Origin of the sequence: Arthrobacter cupressi (genome assembly GCF_900099975.1) — a bacterium.
Classification (GTDB): domain Bacteria; phylum Actinomycetota; class Actinomycetes; order Actinomycetales; family Micrococcaceae; genus Arthrobacter; species Arthrobacter cupressi.
The window spans coordinates 454,296-471,732 of the sequence record NZ_FNEI01000001.1 but is presented as its reverse complement, the minus strand read 5'-3'; the positions used below and the strand labels follow the sequence as shown (position 1 = coordinate 471,732).

Here is a 17,437-nt window from a genome sequence, read left to right as displayed (position 1 = left end):
GCCATGAAACGCCACGAGCTCGCATTGCACAGCAAGGACCTGGGGTTCACGCCCAGGGAAGCCGTGCGCTGGCTCGCCCCGATCGCGCTAGCCCGCACTGCGCTGAAGGTCATGACGGCCACCGTTTTCGCCGATTTCGGAGACAAACGCGAACTGGAGGCGGGCCTTCCCGGCACGCCCCTCGAGTTGGGCCGCTTGCCACTGCCGGGCCAGGCCGGGCAGCCGCCGGCAACGGAGAAGGAGCTGCGGGTCCCTGTCCCCTTACGGGTTCCCGACGACGGCCTGTGGCTGGACTTCGCCGCCGACCTGGGCGACGGCTTCGATGCCACGTACACCGTGGCCTTCCTCCTCGCCCAGGAACGCCTTGCGGTTGACGGGATGGAGCTCAAGCGCGGCAATATCCTGGTGCTCGGCGGGGACGAGGTGTACCCGGTGGCCTCGCCCGGGCAGTACGAGGACCGCATGCTTGGCCCGTACCGCAAGGCCTTCCCGGCTCCTGGCGCGCCGGGCCCGCCCGTTGTGGAGTGCCCGCCAGCCACCGTCATGCTTGCACTGCCCGGCAACCACGACTGGTACGACGGCCTCACCTCCTTTATCCGCATCTTCACGCGGCATCGCAGCATCGGCTCCTGGCGCACCATCCAGAACCGCAGCTACTTCGCCGTGCGGCTCTCCGGCGGGGCGGGCACCCCGGGCTGGTGGCTGCTGGGCCTAGACAGCCAGCTGGGACAGTACATCGACGAACCGCAGCTGGAGTACTTCTACCGCAACGTCACCAGCCAGCTCATCAAGGGCGACTCGATCATCCTCTGCCTCGCCTCGCCGTCGTGGGTGTACTCGGAAACCGCCGGCGACCCCGCCTTCCATCAGGCGGACTTCTTCGAGCAGGACTACCTGCGCCGCCGCTTCAATCCGCAGACCGGCCTGTTCGAGGACACCGGCGCCGAGATCCGTCTGTGGCTGAGCGGGGACCTGCACCACTACTCGCGGTATGAGGAATACTCACCAGCAGCGGCGCCCGACGGCGCGGGGCCGGCCCAGCTGATCACCTGCGGCCTGGGCGGGGCGTACCTGTCCGAGACACACTGGCTGCCGCCGGAAATCTGCCTGCCGGGCGGCCCTCCCGGCCCTGCCCGCTCTTCCAGCTCCGGCCGTTCTTCCAGCCCCGCCCGCCGCTTCGTCCGGGCTCCCGGCAGCCACCCCGCCACCAACATCAGCCGGCAGCTGGCCCTCCGCCTGGCCAATCCGTTTTCGCCCTACTGGCTGCCCGCCCGGAACCCCGCATTCGGCCCCCTGCTCGGCCTGCTGCATGCCATGGTCTTCCTGGCGGGGTGGGTCATCTACGGCAGCGTCCGGAACCGGCCCCTCATGGAGGCGCTCGAGGGTGTGGGCCTGGCCCGGGCACTGCTTTTCGGTGTGCTCGGCCCGTTGCTCGCCCTCGCGCTGCTGGTGCTGGGCTGGAAACTCCTCGGCAGGATCCGCTGGTTCCGCGACTGGTTCCGGGACCGGGGCGGAACACTCACCTTCCTCCGCGGCCTCTTATACCAGCTCACGGCGCTCGGTGCCGGGCTCAGCTTGGCAGTCATGGCGTCCTGGCTCCCCCTGCCCAGCGGACCGGCAGCCCTGCTGGTCCTCGGCGTCGTGTTCGTTTCCGGCTGGGTGCTGGGCAGCGAAGCCTTCGCCCTGTACATCCTGCGCACTCCCGGCGGCGAGGTGGCTTCCTGGAAGATGTCCGGCCAGGCCGTGGAGGACCACAAGGGTTTCCTGCGGATGCGCCTCGCCCCGGACGGCAGCCTCACCGTCCACCCCCTCCTGGTGGAGACCGTGTGCCGGGACTGGGAGCTGGAGGACACGCACGACGGCGCCCGGCCAGTTCCGTCCGGGGGCCTGCCGGCCGTCCGGCTGCTTGAACAGCCCATCACCGTCCAGCCCACCGCCGTCCAGCCCACCGCCGTCCAGCGCACAGCCATCCAGCCCACAGCCGTCCAGCCCACAGCCGTCCAGCCCACAGCCGTCCAGCCCACAGCCGTCCAGGGGGAAGGAAGCCACCCATGACCACGACCATCACCCGGGCCGAACACCGCAGCGAGGTCATTCCCTTCCGGGCCGGCGACGGCGTGCCGCTGAACCTCGTCCACGTAACCTCTCCCGTGGAGCCGGCCAAGGGTCCCGTGTTGCTGGTGCACGGCTCCGGGGTCCGTGCCGAACTCTTCCGCCCGCCCATCCGCACCACGCTCGTGGACGTGCTGCTGGAGGACGGCTGGGACGTCTGGATGCTGAACTGGCGTGCCTCGATCGACCTGGACCCGCTGTCCTGGACGCTTGGCGACGCCGCCGTGCACGACCATCCGGCCGCCGTCGAGCACGTCCTCAACGCCACCGGGGCAGACACCCTCAAGGCCGTGGTGCACTGCCAGGGGTCCACCTCGTTCACGATGTCCGCCGCGGCGGGACTGCTGCCCCGGGTGGACACGGTGATTTCCAACGCAGTGTCCCTGCATCCCGTGGTGCCGGCCTTCTCGCGCTTCAAGATCGACCACTTCACGCCGATCGTGAAGGCCTTCACCCCGTACCTCTCCCCGGCCTGGGGCAACCGCTCCAACGGCTACTTCTCGCGTCTCCTGCGCTCCCTGGTCAAGGCCACGCATCGCGAATGCGACAACACAGTCTGCAAACTGGTCAGCTTCACCTACGGCAGCGGCAGGCCGGCGCTATGGTCGCACGGGAACCTCGACGACGCCACGCACGAATGGATCAAAGGGGAGTTCGCGGAGGTCCCGGTGAGCTTCTTCGAGGAAATGGGCCACAGCATCCGGGCAGGGCACATGGTGGCCGCCGGCTCGCACCCGGAACTGCCGGACAACTACGAGGCCCAGGCGCCCCGGACGAATGCACGCTTCGCGTTCCTCGCCGGCCAGGACAACCGCTGCTTCCTGCCCGAAAGCCAGGAACGCACCTTCCGCTTCTTCCAGCAGCACCGCCCCGGCAAGGACACGCTCCATATCCTCCCCGGCTACGGCCACCTGGACGTCTTCTTCGGCGCCCAGGCCTGGCGTGACACCTTTCCGATCATCGTCAAGGAGCTGAATTCGTGAACAAGCTCAACGGGCTGCTGGCCTCCATTCTCCGGCTCATGCCTTCTCCCCTGCCCCGGCGGCAGAATGAACTGCGCGGCCGCTTCGCCCAGGCGGACGGCATCCCCTATTCCATGCCGGTGAACTCGGACGATTCCCCCGTGCTCATGGCGGCCTTCCCCATCAACAAGCGCGCCGCGGCGGCCCTGTTGCCCGGCGAAGAGATGCGGCCCTTCAGCCTGGGCGGCAAGGGCCTGCTGGTGGTCACCGTGGTGAACTACAAGTCCACGGACATCGGCAAGTACATCGAATATTCCCTGGCCATCGCCATCACCCACGGCAGGCGCCCCGTGCCCCCGCTGCTGCCCCTGCTTTTCCAGAAGACGTTCGGCCTGGGCCAGTTCGTGGTGGACCTGCCGGTGAGCACGGAAATTTCCGTCAAGGGCGGCAAGGGCATCTGGGGCATGCCCAAGCACCAGGCAAACCTCGACTTCGTGGTGACCGACTCCACCGTGTCCGCCCAGTACGACAAGGACGGCGTACTGGGCTGCTTCGTGGAAATCGAACGGCCCGAGCCCGCCGGCTTGCCGCTGAAACTTGCCGCGTCGAACTACTGCGCCTTCCGGGGAATGCTCTGGAAGTCGGACATCTATTTCGAGGCCACCGGGGACCTCGGCCTCGGCAAGGCGGCGAAGGCCCGGCTCGTCCTCGGCGACGCTCCCGGCGTGGCTTCCTTGAAGACCCTTCAGGTAGCCGACAAGCCCATCTTCACCGCCTGGCTGCCAGAGGCCCACGGCGTCCTGGACGACCACTACGAGGCCTGGTTCCTCACCGCTCCGAGCGCTGCAGAGGCCGCGGCCCTGCGCGGCGGCGAGATGCTGGACAGCGTGGCGGGCCTGGGCCAGGGCCAGGAGTGGCTGGAACCGCCGGACCGCAGCAGGATCCCCGGGAACGTCAGGGCGTCGTCGTGAACTGGCTGCTGCTCCTGAACCTCCTCTACTTCCTGTTCGGAGCCACCATGTATGTGGGCACCATGTGGGTGCTGAAGTGGTTCCTCTACCCCACCTGGGAGTCGCTGGAGCGGGGCAACGTGGACATGCATTTCGGCATCCCCACCCGGCAGGCCACCAAGTTCTTCACGGTGGTGGTGCCGCCGATGTTCATTTCCGGCGCCATCCTGGTCTGGAGCGAATGGGGAAGCATCCGGCTGATCCCGGCCGCCATCTGCCTGCTCGGCATCATCACGCTGACCCTGGTGGGGCAGGGCATCATCATTCCCATCAACGTGCGCATCCGGGGCGGGGACTTCAAGGACGACGCCGAACTGCGCGCCCTGCTTCGGCGCTGGATGTTCCTCAACGACATCCGCTTCTATGTCTCCACGCTTGTCTGGCTCGCCATGCTCTGGCTGATCGTGGACCGCGGCCGGCTGCTGGAGTCCTACCTGTGAACGGGCCTGCAGTCGCCGGCGGGCCAGCGCGTGGCAACCTCGCCTGGGCCGCGGCCGATCCCCTGCGCGCGGTGCTGGCGATCATCGCGGTCATCACGGTGCTGACGGGCGTCGCGGAAATCCCCTTCGGCTGGTTCATCCTGCCCCTGCTCGGCGCTGAGCCGACGCCGGTGGCACTGCAACTGTTCGGCACGGTGGGCATGTTCATGATCGTGGTGGGCGGGCTGCTCCTGCACACGCTGCTCAAGCAGGCCCCCGCGCCGGAGGTCATCTTCTGGGCGGGGGTGCAGAAGTCCGGGGCGTTCGCCGCCGTCGGGCTCGGGGTCCTGAACGGGGTGTTCGCGGCGCCGGCGCTGGCGGTCGCCATTTTCGACCTGGCGACGGCGGTGCTTTGTTTTGTGTATTGGCGCGGGGTCTATTGGCGGGGAGTGTTGCGTCCATGAAGCGTTCACTGGTGCTGGCCGGCGGCGGGATGCGGGTTGCCTGGCAGGCCGGGGTGGTGCGGGCACTGGCCGAGGAAGGGCTCGAGTTCGACCATGTGGACGGCACGTCCGGCGGGATCCTGACCGCGGGCATGCTGCTCTCCGGGATCGGGCCGGAGGACATGTGCGCGCGCTGGTCCGCCGTGGACGTCAAGGACTTCGGTTCGGCGCTGCCGTTCGGCGACTACCTCAAGGGGCCCTGGTCCCTGCCCGCGCTCGGCGATGCCGACGGGCTGCTCAACAAGGTCTTCCCGGCGTTGGGGATCGACGACGCAACAATCCGGGCCCGCGCGGCGGAACCGGGCGCCGTCGGGGGTTCCTTCAACGTGGTGGAGTTCACCGGCAAGCGCTGCCACCCGATCGACGCCACGGAGATCGACGCTGAACTGATGGCCGCGGGCATGTCCCTGCCGATTTTCCTGACGCCGCTGCGCCGGGACGGGAAAATCTGGACCGATGCCGTGTGGGTCCGGGACGCCAACGTGCAGGAGGCCCTGCGCCGGGGAGCCGAGGAGGTGTGGCTGATCTGGTGCATCGGCAACTCCCCTTATTGGGGCGAGGGGCCGCTGGAGCAGTACGTGCACATGATCGAGATGAGTGCCATGGGCGCGCTCCTGGCCGATTTCGACGCCGCCCGGGCGGCCGGCCGGGACTTCGTGCTCCACGTGGTGCGTCCCGCGCACCCGCTGCCGCTGGACCCGGAGTTCTACCTCGGCAGGATCAGCGCCGACGCCCTCGTGGCCATGGGCTACCGGGATGCCCGGGAATATCTGGCCTCCCGGGTGGCCGAGGGCCTGCCCAAGGACGAGCACTGCACCGCCATGAGTGAACCGGCCCCCGGCGTCCGGTACACGGACCGGCTCCGCGGCAGCCTGGACGGGCAGGAACTGGGCCTTACCGCCGTCGTCGAAATGCCCGCGGGAGGCACCGGCGCCCGGCTGTCCGGGTTCCTGGATTCGGAACGGTTCGGTGCCCGGCGCTTCCTGGCCGGAGGGCGGGTGGAGGCATCCGGAGACATGCTGCGTTACCGCGCGGAGATCCTGCTCGACGGCGGCTGGCACAAGCTGACGGTCACGCGCACCTTCCACGACGACCCCGGTCCGGACGCGTGGACCGACTCCCGCAGCGCCGTCCTGGAACTCGAAGGCTTCCCTGCCGCCGAGCTCCGGATGGCCCTGGGCGACGCCGCAGCCCTGATCGCCTCGGTGGAGCCGGTGGGTTCGCACGGCTTCCTTGACCGGGCCTCCGCGGCAGCGGGCTTCATCAGCAACGGGCTGAGGGAGTTGCTGGAGCGGTACTGAGGTCGGCAGGGCGGCACGCGGGCGCGGGGCGCGGGCGCGGGAGCGCGGGCGCGGGAGGCACGCGGGCGCGGGCGCCGCGGGCGCGGGCGCCGCGGGCGCGGAGGCGGCGCGGGCGCCGCGGGCGCGGAGGCGGCGCGGGGGCGCGGTGGCGCGGAGGCGTACGAACGACGCAGGCGGCGCGACTGAAGGCGCACAACTAACTCGCCGCTCCGCGGGCGGAAAACCGCTGGGCAAGCACACAGTCGCTCGGCCTCCCGGCCGGGGCCGAACCGTCCAGGTTGGACCGCCGTAGCTTGGACCGCCGCAGGTAGGACCGCAACTGAACGAAGCCATCGCCCTGGTTCCAGTCATTGGGCGGCTCGAGATCAGAACGGTGGCGGGTCCGGGTCGCGGGAAGTGCCGGTTCCCCGCTGGGTGGCGGGTGTGGGCCTCCGGCCGTCGGGTGTGGTGGGTGTTGCCGGTGCAGGCGGCTGGTCGGAATAGGTGCGGCCGGTGGGGCTGGTCCATTCGAGAACCCCGGCCCCGGCCTGCCGGACGTCCCAGCCGGAATGGTGTTTAAGTAGGTGGTGCCGCCGGCACAGGCCCGCCAGGTTGCCGGCCTCCGTGGCGCCGCCGAGTGCGGCGTCCACGGTGTGGTCGAGGTCCAGCTCGCGGGCCTTGATGCCGCATCCGGGGAAACGGCAACGCGAATCGCGGGCCCGGAGCAGCCGCCGCAGGTCCTCACCGGGCCGGTACCTGTCCACGGCCAGGACGGAGCCGTTGAGAGGGTCCGTGATGACCCGGTTCCAGCCCGGAGCCGCTCCCGCCAGGAGCCGTGCCGTGTCCGGATCGAGCGGGTGCCGCCCGTCGAGTTCGGCCAGGAGGCGGGAGGCGCCATCTGCATCCGGGCCTTCGCCCTTTATCAGTGTTTGCGCCGGGACGGTGACATCGACCCTCGCCGTAATGGCTGCGAGCATGCCTTCGGGGGTATCGTGCCCGGTCGGGGCGCCACGCAACATCACGTCCGCGAGCAGGTCGGCACGGAGCTGGTCCATAGTGCGGGAAGCGCTGGCGCCCCGGCCGGCTTGGCCGGTCTGGGGGCCCTGGGCGGTCTGGCCACCGTGGGCGCCCGCGCCGTTTTCTGTGGCCGAGTCGTGTTCTTTGTGGGCGTCTGCATAAGCCTGGGCGATCCGGGTGAGGCGGTCATGGATCCCGTAGGCCACCACCGCGGGCAGCACGGCCCCGAGTTCGGCCATGCCGTCCGGCAAGGGGTTAACCCAGACGCGGCGCTCTTCCCGAGCCCGCTCATGACGTTCGGCCAGCGGCTCAGACTGGGCTTTCTCGGCCTCGCGGACCGCCACGCGCCGCACCCGCCCGGGCGCCTGCCGTTCCGCGCACCTCACCACCACGGCCTCGTACCGGCCCCGGGCCTCATCATCCATCAGGCTTGCCCCGGCGTCTTGGATCACGCGGGCATGCGCCAGGCTGATCCGCCCGTCCGACAATGCCTGAAACGTCAGAGGGAAGCGATCGGCCAGCTCCACCGCCAGGCCCATCTGTCGTTGCACCGTCCGGTCACTCATCCGGGTCGCGGCAGCGATCTCCGCCGCCACCGAGCGCTCAGCCAGCTCCCGCGCAGGCGGCCGCCACCGGGAACCCGACACGCCGCCGTCGTCCTCCATCGCCTCCGCCAGTTGCGAGGCCATGACCAGCAGCCCCTCGCGCACCGCATGCAAACGCGACTGCACGCGCTCCAGCGATTCCAAAGAAGACACGAGGTCGGCCAGCGCATCGACGGGAAGGACGTGCTTTCCCGTTGCCTGGGCCAATGCCGTGGTCTGCTTCATGAACCAATTCAAGCAAGGGGGTCTGACAAAATAAGGGCGCCGGCGGCCAGTCTGGCTGATTGCCCTCCAGAGCGGCCCAGAGCCCCCATACCGGAGCGACTTCCGACCGGAGAAATTCTTCAGCAAAGAAGCTGGTCAAAAAAGCCAAGAACGAGCTGACCGAATCCAGCCGCCGCCCCGCCCCTGTGACCCACCTCATTACCGCCCAGTAACGGTCAGGGAACGCGCAAGGGAAAAACTGCAACCCCCGGGAAACACTGCGGAAAAGGCGCGCTCCTAGGCTAAAGGCAACCGCGAAACACCGTCCGGGCGCCGCTCGGAAAACGCCCATGAAGCGAAAGGACCCGCCATGCCGGACACCTCCACCCACCTCGTCATCGCAGGCGCCGGCCCGGCGGCCCAGGCCCTCCTGCGCCACCTCACAGGCATGGAGAGCATCATCCAGCAGGGCTCCGCGGCAGCGACCTTCGAGGGCCGCATCACCGTGCTAAGCAACCGGGACGAATGCCCGGAGGCGCTCCTGGAGACCGCCGCGCACTCCATGGTGTCCGTCCGCTTCGGCCAGCTGGCCAGCTTCATCGACCCGACGAACCGGAAGATCACCACCACGGAGGGCCTCGAGTTCTCCTACGACCAGCTGGTGATCGCCACCGGCTCGGCCCCGGTAGAGCCCCCGGTGCATGGTGCCGAACACGCGCTGGCGTACTCCACCATCGACGACGCAGAGCGCCTCGGCAGCCAGGTCAAGGAAATCACGGACACCCTGGGCCGCCGGCCGCTGGGTATCCTCGTGGGCACCGGCCCCTCCGCCGGCCAGGCGGAGGCGGTCCTGCGCGCCCGAGGAGTCCGTCCGGTCCGCACCACGCTGCGTCCGGCCGCCGTCGTGTCCTCCCCCGTGTCCGGCAGGGCTGCCGCCGGAATCGTCTTCGACGACGGCAGCATCATGAACGGGGACCTCGTTGTCCTCGCCGAGGAGCGAACCCCGCGCAGCACCCTTGCCGAGAGCGCCGGGCTGAAGACCGCTCCCGACGGCGGCATCCTGGTGGGCAGCGGATTCGAAAGTTCCGTGCCGGGCATCTGGGCGATCGGCGACGCCGCGGCACGCGACGGACTGCGCCTGGGCCTGGTGCTCTCGGCCAAGGAAGCCGCCGCCCGTTGCGCTGCATATCTGGCCGGACACGCCCGTTCGGCCGCGGCTGCGGGACGGCCGGCACCGTCCGGAATGCAGGTCTCCGCGGCAGCCTGACGCCGCGGCCGGCGGGCCCGGGTGCTATGGCAAGATGGTCCTTTGACGAGCCACCAAGCGGCCACCCGGCCCGCCACGGAAGGACTGCCATGAGCAACGACGCCGCTACCGCAGCAAGCATTGCCTCCTACATCGACCACACCCTCCTCAAACCCGAGGCGAGCGAGGCCGATGTCCGCCAAGTCTGCGCCGAAGCCATCGAATACGGCTTCAAATCGGTGTGCGTGAACCCGATCTGGGTCAAGACCGTCTCCAAGGCACTCAAGGGTTCCGGTGTGCTGACCTGCGCGGTGGTGGGCTTCCCCCTCGGCGCCACGCCCAGCGACGTCAAGGCCTTCGAAGCCCGCGGCGCCGTGCTGGACGGGGCGGAGGAAATCGACATGGTGATCGACATCGCCGCAGCGCGTGCCGACGACAAGGGCACTCTGGTGGATGACATCACCGCCGTCGCCGAGGCCGTGCACGCCGGCGAGGCGATCCTGAAGGTCATCATCGAAACAGCGCTGCTCAGCGATGCGCAGAAAGTGCTGGCCTGTGAAGCCGCGGTGGAAGCCGGCGCCGACTTCGTCAAAACATCCACCGGCTTCAACGGCGGGGGCGCCACTGTGGAAGACGTGGCCCTGATGCGCCGGACCGTGGGCCCGGACCTCGGCGTCAAGGCCTCGGGCGGGGTGCGGTCCCTCGCCGACGCGCAGGCTATGATTGCTGCTGGTGCAACACGTATTGGCGCGAGCTCCGGGATTGCCATCGTCAAGGGTGAACAGGGTTCATCCACCTACTGACGAGCCCCGAAGCAGCCCTGGAATTTGAGCCCCGAGGGGCCGAGGAGGAAAGAATGTCCCAGCACACTGGCAGCAAGGTCATCGAAAAAGAGAACAACCTGGCCCAGAGCCTGGTGCTGTTCGTGGTCTTCATCGTGATGTTCCTCGGCGCCATCTACTCGCTGTCCTTCCTGACGCTGGACAATCCGTGGCCGATGGCCGTTTGCCTGGGCCTCTTCGCCCTGGCCTTCTGGATTCCGCAGACCATCCTGGGCCGCTCCGACTCGGCCGGCGAAAACTAACGCGAAAACGAAGAGTGAGGCCCGGGCAATCGCCCGGGCCTCACATCGTTAAGTTCCGTCCCTAACGTCCCGCGAAATCGGCGAATGCCGCCATGACTGCAGGCCAGTGCGTTTTCGCCATACCCCAGGCCGCGGCGCAGATCCCCACCATGGCGTAGCCGCTGACCGGGATGAGCAGCAGCCATTCGCGCCGCGAACCGGCCTTGCCCAGCAGCGGGATGGACAGCGCACCATTGGCCTTCCAGATCCCGCTGACCAGCGGCAGCTTCCGCCAGAACTTCGGCGGCTTGATCACGATCGGCCACAGCAGCGGCACTCCCCCAACCGTGACCAGGTCCCCCACGATATGCACCACGACGCCGGTCAGCATGGACAGCGGCAGCCAGGCCCACTGCTGCGGGGCGAACCAGGTTACGAGCCCTGCCGCGGCCAGGGCGAACACCCAGTTGGCCAGCCAGCCGTGCTCCGGGAAAAGCTTCAGCGCCTTGGCCGCCAGGTTGATCATGAACATGCACAGCAGCCCGGCGCCCACCGAAAGCCGGCCCACCGGGGTGTCCAGCTGGAACTGCGCGGCCATGCCCGCGAGCAACACGAACGCGGCAGCCCCCAGCACCGAGTGCGTTCCCTGCCGGTGCCCGCCGCTGGCCTTCTCGATCCCGACGGCGATCAGCCGCGAGAGCGGCGGCAGCGAATGGGCGATGGTGCTCGAACGGTGGTCCCAGTCGCACACCAAGGCGGTTCCCGCCGTCGTGAGCGCCCCGATCAGGATCCCGGTGGAATCCAGCGGGTACCAGCCCAGGGCGTATGGCCCGGTCGAGGCAACAGCGATCCACGCCGCGGCTCCTGACGCGGCGTGATGTCCTCCCATCATTGAAGTTAGCCAGCCTTTACGGGTACGTCGGTGAAAATCGCTTCAATGACGGTGTTGGCCCAGTTCAGGATTTCGGCGTCCTGCAGGTCCCTGCCGCCGATCTTCGCAGTCTTGGGCTTGGGGATCAGCACGGCGTCCAGTGCAGGCTTCACCTGGGAACCGGGGTACATGCGGTTCAGGCGCATCACCTTGGATTCGGGCAGGTTCGCCGGGGAGAAGCGGATAAAGTTGCCTTGGAGCGCGACGTCGGACAGGCCGCTTTCGCGGGCCGTGACCCGGAAGCGCGCCACGGCTATGAGGTTCTGCACCGGCAGCGGCGGCTCGCCGTAGCGGTCGACGAGTTCGGCGAGGACCTCGTCGATGGCCTCGTTCGTGACGGCGGCGGCCAGTTTCCGGTAGGCCTCGAGGCGCAGGCGTTCCCCGGGCACGTAGTCGTGCGGCAAGTGGGCGTTGACCGGCAGCTCAATCTTCATTTCGGCGGCCTTCTCCTCGGCATCGCCGCGGTACTCGGCCACGGCTTCGCCAACGAGCCGGATGTACAGGTCGAAGCCCACGCCTTGGATGTGGCCCGACTGTTCACCGCCCAGCAGGTTTCCGGCGCCGCGGATTTCCAGGTCCTTCATGGCCAGCTGCATGCCGGCGCCGAGTTCGTTGTGGGCCGCCACGGCCTTCAGCCGTTCCAGGGCCACCTCGCCCAGGGGTTTCTCCGAGGGGTACAGGAAGTAGGCGTAGGCGCGTTCGCGGCCACGGCCCACACGGCCGCGGAGCTGGTGCAGCTGGGACAGGCCGTACTTGTCCGCCCCGTCCACGATCAGGGTGTTGGCGTTGGAGATGTCCAGGCCGGTCTCGATGATGGTGGTGCACACGAGCACGTCGAACCGCTTCTCCCAGAAGTCCACGATGATCTTCTCGAGCCGGCTTTCGGACATCTGCCCGTGCGCCACCTCCACGCGGGCCTCCGGGACGAGCTCGCGGATCTGCGCCGCCACCCGTTCGATGGAGGACACCCGGTTGTGTACGAAGAACACCTGGCCTTCGCGCATCAGTTCGCGCCGGATCGCCGCCGAGGTCTGCTTGTCCGTGTACGGGCCCACGTAGGTCAGCACCGGGTGGCGTTCCTCCGGCGGGGTGGCCAGGGTGGAGGTTTCGCGGATGCCGGTCAGGGACATCTCCAGGGTGCGCGGGATCGGGGTGGCGGACATGGCCAGCACGTCCACGTTGGTGCGCATCTTCTTGAGCGCTTCCTTGTGTTCGACGCCGAAGCGCTGCTCCTCGTCCACGATCACCAGGCCGAGGTCCTTGAACTCGAAGTCCTTGGACAACAGGCGGTGCGTGCCGATCACGACGTCGACGGCGCCGGACTTCACGCCCTCCGCGGTTTCCTTGGCCTCCTTGGAGCTCTGGAAACGGGACAGCGGCTTGACCCGCAGCGGGAAGCCGGAGAAGCGTTCGGTGAAGGTTTCGTAGTGCTGCTGGGCCAGCAGCGTGGTGGGCACCAGCACGGCCACCTGCTTGCCGTCCTGCACGGCCTTGAACGCGGCACGCACGGCGATCTCGGTCTTGCCGTAGCCCACGTCCCCGGAGACCAGTCGGTCCATGGGGATTTCCCGCTCCATGTCCGCCTTGACCTCGTTGATGGTGGTCAGCTGGTCCGGGGTTTCCACGTACGGAAAGGCTTCTTCGAGTTCCCGCTGCCACGGGGTGTCCGGGCTGAAGGCGTGGCCGCGGGAGGCCATGCGGGCCGAGTACAGGCGAATCAGTTCGCCGGCGATTTCCTTGACGGCCTTGCGGGCCTTGGACTTGGTGCTGGCCCAGTCCGCACCGCCCATCTTGCTGAGCACCGGGGTGTCACCGCCCACGTAGCGGGTCACCTGGTCCAGCTGGTCCGTGGGCACGAAGAGCCGGTCCCCGGGTGCGCCGCGCTTGGACGAGGCGTACTCCAGGACCAGGTATTCGCGCAGCCCGGAATCCCCGGCCGAGGAGCCCGCCACCTTCCGCTGGATGAGCTCGACGAACTTGCCGATGCCGTGCTGTTCGTGGACCACGAAGTCCCCGGCGTGCAGTTGCAGGGGGTCGACGGCGTTGCGCCGCTTGGAAGGCATGCGCCGCATGTCCTTCGTGGACGCAGCTGAGGCGCGGCCCAGCAGGTCCGCTTCGGTGAGCAAGCCCAGTTTGAGCCCGTCCAGGACGAAGCCGCGTCCGACGGCGGCCGTGGTCACCTCGATGATGCCCGGCTGCGGCTCCTCCACCAGGGAGTCCACCCGGGTACAGGGAATGTTGGCGTCATGGAACAGCTCGGCGAGCCGCTGGGCGGGGCCGGGGCCGTCCGTGGCCACCACGATCCGCCACTGGTCCCGGACGTGGGAGCCGATGAATTCGAGCATCTCGGACACATCGCCCTGGTAGCCGCGGGGTTCCCGGGCGTGCAGGTTCAGCACGTCGATGTCCAGCACCAGGTCCTCGTCCGTGGCCAGGGAGGTGATCGACCACCAGGAGACGTCGTGGCCCAGGGCCGCACCGCGGGTGTCGGTCAGGGAGCGGAAGCTCGCGGCGTGCAGGTCCGTGGCCGCCTGCCCGGCGAGATCAAGGGGCGCCGCACCGCCGTCGGAGGCTGTGGACCAGGCCGCTTCGAGGAATTCCTCGTTGGTGGCCGCGAGGTCGTGCGCGCGGGTGCGGACCTTTTCCGGTTCGATCACGACCGCGATCGAACCCGCCGGGAGCTGCTCCACGAACGGGACCATGGCGTCCACCAGCACCGGGGCCAGGGACTCCATGCCCTCGACGGCGATGCCGCCGGCGATCTTTTCCAGCATGTCGGCCGCGGCGGGCATCTGCGGTTTCAAGGTTGCGGCCCGGGACATCACCGAGGGTGTGATGAGGATTTCCCGGCAGGGCGGGGCGTGCAGTTCGGTGGGGTGGTGCAGGCCGGGCGAGGACAGGGAACGCTGGTCGGCGACGGCGAACCAGCGCATCTGGTCCACCTCGTCGCCGAAGAATTCCACCCGGACCGGGTGGTCCTCGGTGGGCGGGAAGACGTCTATGATGCCGCCGCGCACCGCGAACTCGCCGCGGTGCGTCACCATGTCCACCCGGGCGTAGGCGGCGTCGGCCAGGCTGCGGACCACGTCGCTGAAGGGCATTTCCTGGCCGACCTTCAACGTAACGGGAACCAGGTCGCCCAGGCCGGCCACGATGGGCTGGACCACGGCCCGCACGGGAGCCACCACCACGCGCAGCGGCGAGGCCGCTTCCGGATGGGCGAGGCGGCGCAGCACCGAGAGGCGCCGGCCCACGGTGTCCGAACGCGGGGAGAGCCGCTCGTGCGGCAGGGTTTCCCAGCTCGGGAAGGCGGCAACGGAGTCCGCCGGCAGGTAGGAGGCAAGGGCCTCCGTCAGGTCCTCGGCCTCCCGGCCGGTGGCGGTGACGGCCAGGACCACGGGGGCACCGCCGTCGGCAGCGACGTCCTCCGACGCAAGGCCGTCGGCCATTTCCGCAAGCAACACCGCCCGCATGCCGGTCGGGGCGCTGATCTGGTAATCGGTGCTGCGGGCCTCGAAGGAACGCCCGGCTTCCTTCCGGACGCGCGCGAAAGTCCCGTCCTCCGCCAGTGCGCGGCGCAGACCGTTGAGGCTCATGGCTGAAACTCCTAGGGTGGTTCCAAGGGCGGGCAACACGAAAAGCCCGGAAATTCAGACGAACGCCGGGTCATTCCAGCCTACCCCTCCCGCCATCACCAGGAGGCCGCTTTGCAGCCATCGGATGCCAGCCAGTCCAGGACGGTGCTCGTCACGGGCGCCACCGGCTATATCGGCGGGCGCCTGGTTCCCCGGCTCCTCGAGGCCGGCCACACCGTCAAGGTCCTGGTCCGCTCACCGCAGAAGATCGCGGACGTTCCCTGGCGGGGGCAGGTGGAGGTGCTGCAGGACAGCCTCGACGACGCCGGCCGGCTCACCTCGACGCTGGAGGGCGTGGATGTCCTGTACTACCTGGTCCATTCCATGGCCGCCGGCAGCGGCTTCGAGGAGAAGGAAGAAGCCATGGCCCGGCTCGTCGCCGGGGCCGCCGCCGGCGCGGGGGTGGACCGGATCGTGTATCTCGGCGGGCTCCATCCGGACAATGCGCTGCTTTCCACCCACATGCGTTCCCGGGAGAAGGTGGGACGGGCCTTCCTGGAATCCCCGGTGGACTCCATCGTGTTCCAGGCCGGTGTGGTGATCGGTTCGGGGTCGGCGTCGTTTGAGATGATCCGGCACCTGGCCGACACCCTGCCCGTGATGCCCGCACCCAGCTGGGTCAAGAACCGCATCGAGGCCATCGCGGTGCGCGACGTCCTCCACTACTTGGTGGCGGCAGCTGCGCTCCCGGACCGGCTGAACCGGACCTTCGACATCGGCTCCCGTGACGTGCTGACGTACAAGGACATGATGAACGAGTACGCCGCGGAGCGCGGGCTGCCCCGCCGCCTGGTCATCGCCCTGCCCGTGCCCGCGCCGAAGCTCGCCGGCCTGTGGGTGGCCCTGGTCACGCCCATCCCGTTGTCCATGTCCTTCCCCCTGGTGCAGTCGCTGCAGCACGACGCGGTGTCGCGGGAGCACGACGTCGACCGTTACATTCCCCAGCCCGACGGCGGCCTGACGCCTTACCGGCGCGCGGTCGCCCTGGCGTTGGGCAAGGAACGGGGCGGACAAGTGGAGACGACGTGGGCGAACGCCGGCATCGACGCCGATCCGCTCCCGAGCGACCCCGACTGGGCCGGATACAAGGTCTTCCTCGACGAGCGGACCTTCCACAGCGAGGCCGCCCCGGAGCACGTGTGGACCGTGATCGAGGGAATCGGAGGCAGCAACGGCTGGTACTCGCTGCCGCTCGCCTGGCGGCTGCGCGGCTGGCTGGACAAGCTGCAGGGCGGCGCCGGGCTGCTGAGGGGACGCCGCCACCCCAAAACCCTGGGCACCGGGGAGGTGGTGGACTGGTGGCGGGTCGAGACAATCGACCGCGGCCGCTTGCTGCGGCTCCGGGCGGAAATGCGTGCGCCCGGCCGTGCCTGGCTTGAGTTGTCGGTGGAGCCCGACGGCGCCGGGAGCCTCTACAGGCAGCGCGCCATTTTCTTTCCCCGCGGCTTGAGCGGAAGGCTTTACTGGCTGGGCGTCTACCCGTTCCACGGCATCATTTTTCCTTCCATGGCCCGCAACATCTCCGCCGCCGCGGCCGCCCTGCAGGAGACGTCCGCGGGATCGGCCGGTGCAAAAGTGGCGGGCGACACCCCATAGGATGGTTTGGAGCCCCAGAAGCTCTCAACCGATATTTCCATGGAGGACACCCCATGCCCCTGGCCGCATCCACCACCCTGCCGCACAGCGTTGACCGCGTTGCCGCGGTCTTTGTGAACGAAGACTTCCTCAAGCACACCAGCGAACTCGTGGGCGGAAGCCTCGAATCCTTCAACGTGGAAGGCGACCCCGCAGGCGCATTCAGCACGGTCACCGTGCGCACCCTGCCCACCACCCGCCTGCCCGACATCGCACGCAAGTTCGTCGGCGAGAGCCTCACCGTCACCCAGACCGAACAGTGGGCAGCCCCGGCCGCCGACGGTTCGCGCAGCAGCACCATCTCCCTGAAGGTTGCCGGCGCTCCCCTGGACGTCACCGCCGCGCAGCGCCTGGTGGCTGACGGCGCCAGCACCCGCATCGAACTGGAAGGCAACGTGACCTCCTCGGTTCCGTTCCTGGGCGGCAAGATCGCCGAGGCCGCAGAGCCCATGGTCGGCAAGGCCCTGAACATCCAGTCCCAGCAGGCGCAGGCCTGGCTCGAAAGCCACTAGCATGCACCTGCCCGCAATCCTCGGCTGGGTGCTGGTCATTGCCGGCGCCTGGTCGCTGGCGGTGTGGCCGCAATTCCTCAAGCGCGTCATGAAGGACCCACGGGCCCGGGACGCTTCCGGCAAGGCCACCCGGTTCCTCACCGTGCACGTGGTGCTGGTGAGCATTTCCATGGTGCTGGGCCTCGCGACGGCGGCCATCGGCGTCGCGGGCCTGCTCGGCTGACGCCCCCGGCGCAGCCCACCGGACTCGCAGTTGTTGTCGTTTTGAGCGCTCATAACGACAACAACTGCGAGCCAGTTGGG

General features: G+C 68.7%; 15 protein-coding genes. 12 read left to right on the top strand and 3 right to left on the bottom strand.

The window, feature by feature from the left end:
* Positions 1-3: 3 nt before the first annotated feature.
* Genes BLP88_RS02070 through BLP88_RS02045 form a run of 6 tightly spaced genes read left to right on the top strand, consistent with a single transcriptional unit; the run spans position 4 to position 6,307 of the window.
* A complete protein-coding gene (locus BLP88_RS02070; RefSeq protein WP_074586459.1) occupies positions 4-2,055 on the top strand; it encodes a hypothetical protein in 2,052 nt (683 codons plus the stop codon).
* Entirely contained in the window at positions 2,052-3,095 is a 1,044-nt protein-coding gene (locus BLP88_RS02065) for an alpha/beta hydrolase (protein ID WP_074586458.1), read from the top strand. The genes BLP88_RS02070 and BLP88_RS02065 overlap by 4 nt, the downstream gene beginning before the upstream one ends.
* Positions 3,092-4,045 carry an acetoacetate decarboxylase family protein gene (locus BLP88_RS02060; RefSeq protein WP_245679732.1) on the top strand — a complete coding sequence of 318 codons (954 nt, stop codon included), beginning with the start codon at positions 3,092-3,094 and terminating at the stop codon, positions 4,043-4,045. Before BLP88_RS02065 ends, BLP88_RS02060 begins: the two co-directional genes overlap by 4 nt.
* Positions 4,042-4,524 carry a DUF1772 domain-containing protein gene (locus BLP88_RS02055; RefSeq protein WP_074586457.1) on the top strand — a complete coding sequence of 161 codons (483 nt, stop codon included), beginning with the start codon at positions 4,042-4,044 and terminating at the stop codon, positions 4,522-4,524. Before BLP88_RS02060 ends, BLP88_RS02055 begins: the two co-directional genes overlap by 4 nt.
* Positions 4,521-4,967: a hypothetical protein gene (locus tag BLP88_RS02050; RefSeq protein ID WP_139163269.1), complete on the top strand. Its 447-nt coding sequence runs from the start codon at positions 4,521-4,523 to the stop codon at positions 4,965-4,967. Before BLP88_RS02055 ends, BLP88_RS02050 begins: the two co-directional genes overlap by 4 nt.
* Positions 4,964-6,307, top strand: coding sequence for a patatin-like phospholipase family protein (locus BLP88_RS02045; protein ID WP_074586456.1), 1,344 nt, complete (start codon positions 4,964-4,966; stop codon positions 6,305-6,307). The genes BLP88_RS02050 and BLP88_RS02045 overlap by 4 nt, the downstream gene beginning before the upstream one ends.
* Positions 6,308-6,672: 365 nt before the next feature.
* On the opposite strand, the gene BLP88_RS02040 is transcribed toward BLP88_RS02045, so the two are convergent.
* Positions 6,673-8,133, bottom strand: coding sequence for an HNH endonuclease signature motif containing protein (locus BLP88_RS02040; protein ID WP_074586455.1), 1,461 nt, complete (start codon positions 8,131-8,133; stop codon positions 6,673-6,675).
* A gap of 349 nt (positions 8,134-8,482) precedes the next feature.
* On the opposite strand from BLP88_RS02040, the gene BLP88_RS02035 reads away from it, so the two are divergent.
* The 3 genes from BLP88_RS02035 (at position 8,483) to BLP88_RS02025 (ending at position 10,442) form a co-directional block, all read left to right on the top strand.
* Positions 8,483-9,379, top strand: a complete 897-nt coding sequence (locus BLP88_RS02035) for an FAD-dependent oxidoreductase (RefSeq protein ID WP_074586452.1) — start codon at positions 8,483-8,485, stop codon at positions 9,377-9,379.
* A gap of 89 nt (positions 9,380-9,468) precedes the next feature.
* Positions 9,469-10,161, top strand: a complete 693-nt coding sequence (gene deoC / locus BLP88_RS02030; RefSeq protein ID WP_074586451.1) for a deoxyribose-phosphate aldolase — start codon at positions 9,469-9,471, stop codon at positions 10,159-10,161.
* Between the two features lie 53 nt (positions 10,162-10,214).
* Positions 10,215-10,442: a hypothetical protein gene (locus BLP88_RS02025; protein ID WP_074586449.1), complete on the top strand. Its 228-nt coding sequence runs from the start codon at positions 10,215-10,217 to the stop codon at positions 10,440-10,442.
* A gap of 61 nt (positions 10,443-10,503) precedes the next feature.
* On the opposite strand, the gene BLP88_RS02020 is transcribed toward BLP88_RS02025, so the two are convergent.
* Both BLP88_RS02020 and mfd read right to left on the bottom strand, forming a co-directional pair.
* Complete coding sequence (locus tag BLP88_RS02020) at positions 10,504-11,313, bottom strand: metal-dependent hydrolase (protein WP_084110688.1); 810 nt, start codon at positions 11,311-11,313, stop codon at positions 10,504-10,506.
* Positions 11,314-11,318: 5 nt separating this feature from the next.
* Positions 11,319-14,948: a transcription-repair coupling factor gene (gene mfd / locus BLP88_RS02015; protein WP_074586447.1), complete on the bottom strand. Its 3,630-nt coding sequence runs from the start codon at positions 14,946-14,948 to the stop codon at positions 11,319-11,321.
* A 111-nt stretch (positions 14,949-15,059) separates the two neighbouring features.
* On the opposite strand from mfd, the gene BLP88_RS02010 reads away from it, so the two are divergent.
* The 3 genes from BLP88_RS02010 to BLP88_RS02000 are packed head-to-tail and all read left to right on the top strand — an operon-like array spanning position 15,060 to position 17,357.
* Complete coding sequence (locus BLP88_RS02010) at positions 15,060-16,583, top strand: SDR family oxidoreductase (protein ID WP_218871942.1); 1,524 nt, start codon at positions 15,060-15,062, stop codon at positions 16,581-16,583.
* A 53-nt stretch (positions 16,584-16,636) separates the two neighbouring features.
* On the top strand, positions 16,637-17,134 hold the full coding sequence (locus BLP88_RS02005; RefSeq protein ID WP_074586445.1) for a DUF2505 domain-containing protein: 498 nt from the start codon (positions 16,637-16,639) through the stop codon (positions 17,132-17,134).
* A gap of 1 nt (position 17,135) precedes the next feature.
* Positions 17,136-17,357, top strand: coding sequence for an SCO4848 family membrane protein (locus tag BLP88_RS02000; protein WP_074586443.1), 222 nt, complete (start codon positions 17,136-17,138; stop codon positions 17,355-17,357).
* Positions 17,358-17,437 lie beyond the last annotated feature (80 nt).

Excerpts from the sequence above, each read along its gene's own strand:
- BLP88_RS02025 (WP_074586449.1), top strand. The coding sequence starts at position 10,215 with ATGTCCCAGCACACTGGCAGCAAGGTCATCGAAAAAGAGAACAACCTG.
- BLP88_RS02035 (WP_074586452.1), top strand. The coding sequence starts at position 8,483 with ATGCCGGACACCTCCACCCACCTCGTCATCGCAGGCGCCGGCCCGGCG.
- BLP88_RS02045 (WP_074586456.1), top strand. The coding sequence starts at position 4,964 with ATGAAGCGTTCACTGGTGCTGGCCGGCGGCGGGATGCGGGTTGCCTGG.
- BLP88_RS02070 (WP_074586459.1), top strand. The coding sequence starts at position 4 with ATGAAACGCCACGAGCTCGCATTGCACAGCAAGGACCTGGGGTTCACG.
- mfd (WP_074586447.1), bottom strand. The coding sequence starts at position 14,948 with ATGAGCCTCAACGGTCTGCGCCGCGCACTGGCGGAGGACGGGACTTTC.
- BLP88_RS02065 (WP_074586458.1), top strand. The coding sequence starts at position 2,052 with ATGACCACGACCATCACCCGGGCCGAACACCGCAGCGAGGTCATTCCC.
- BLP88_RS02005 (WP_074586445.1), top strand. The coding sequence starts at position 16,637 with ATGCCCCTGGCCGCATCCACCACCCTGCCGCACAGCGTTGACCGCGTT.
- BLP88_RS02020 (WP_084110688.1), bottom strand. The coding sequence starts at position 11,313 with ATGATGGGAGGACATCACGCCGCGTCAGGAGCCGCGGCGTGGATCGCT.
- BLP88_RS02040 (WP_074586455.1), bottom strand. The coding sequence starts at position 8,133 with ATGAAGCAGACCACGGCATTGGCCCAGGCAACGGGAAAGCACGTCCTT.
- BLP88_RS02000 (WP_074586443.1), top strand. The coding sequence starts at position 17,136 with ATGCACCTGCCCGCAATCCTCGGCTGGGTGCTGGTCATTGCCGGCGCC.
- deoC (WP_074586451.1), top strand. The coding sequence starts at position 9,469 with ATGAGCAACGACGCCGCTACCGCAGCAAGCATTGCCTCCTACATCGAC.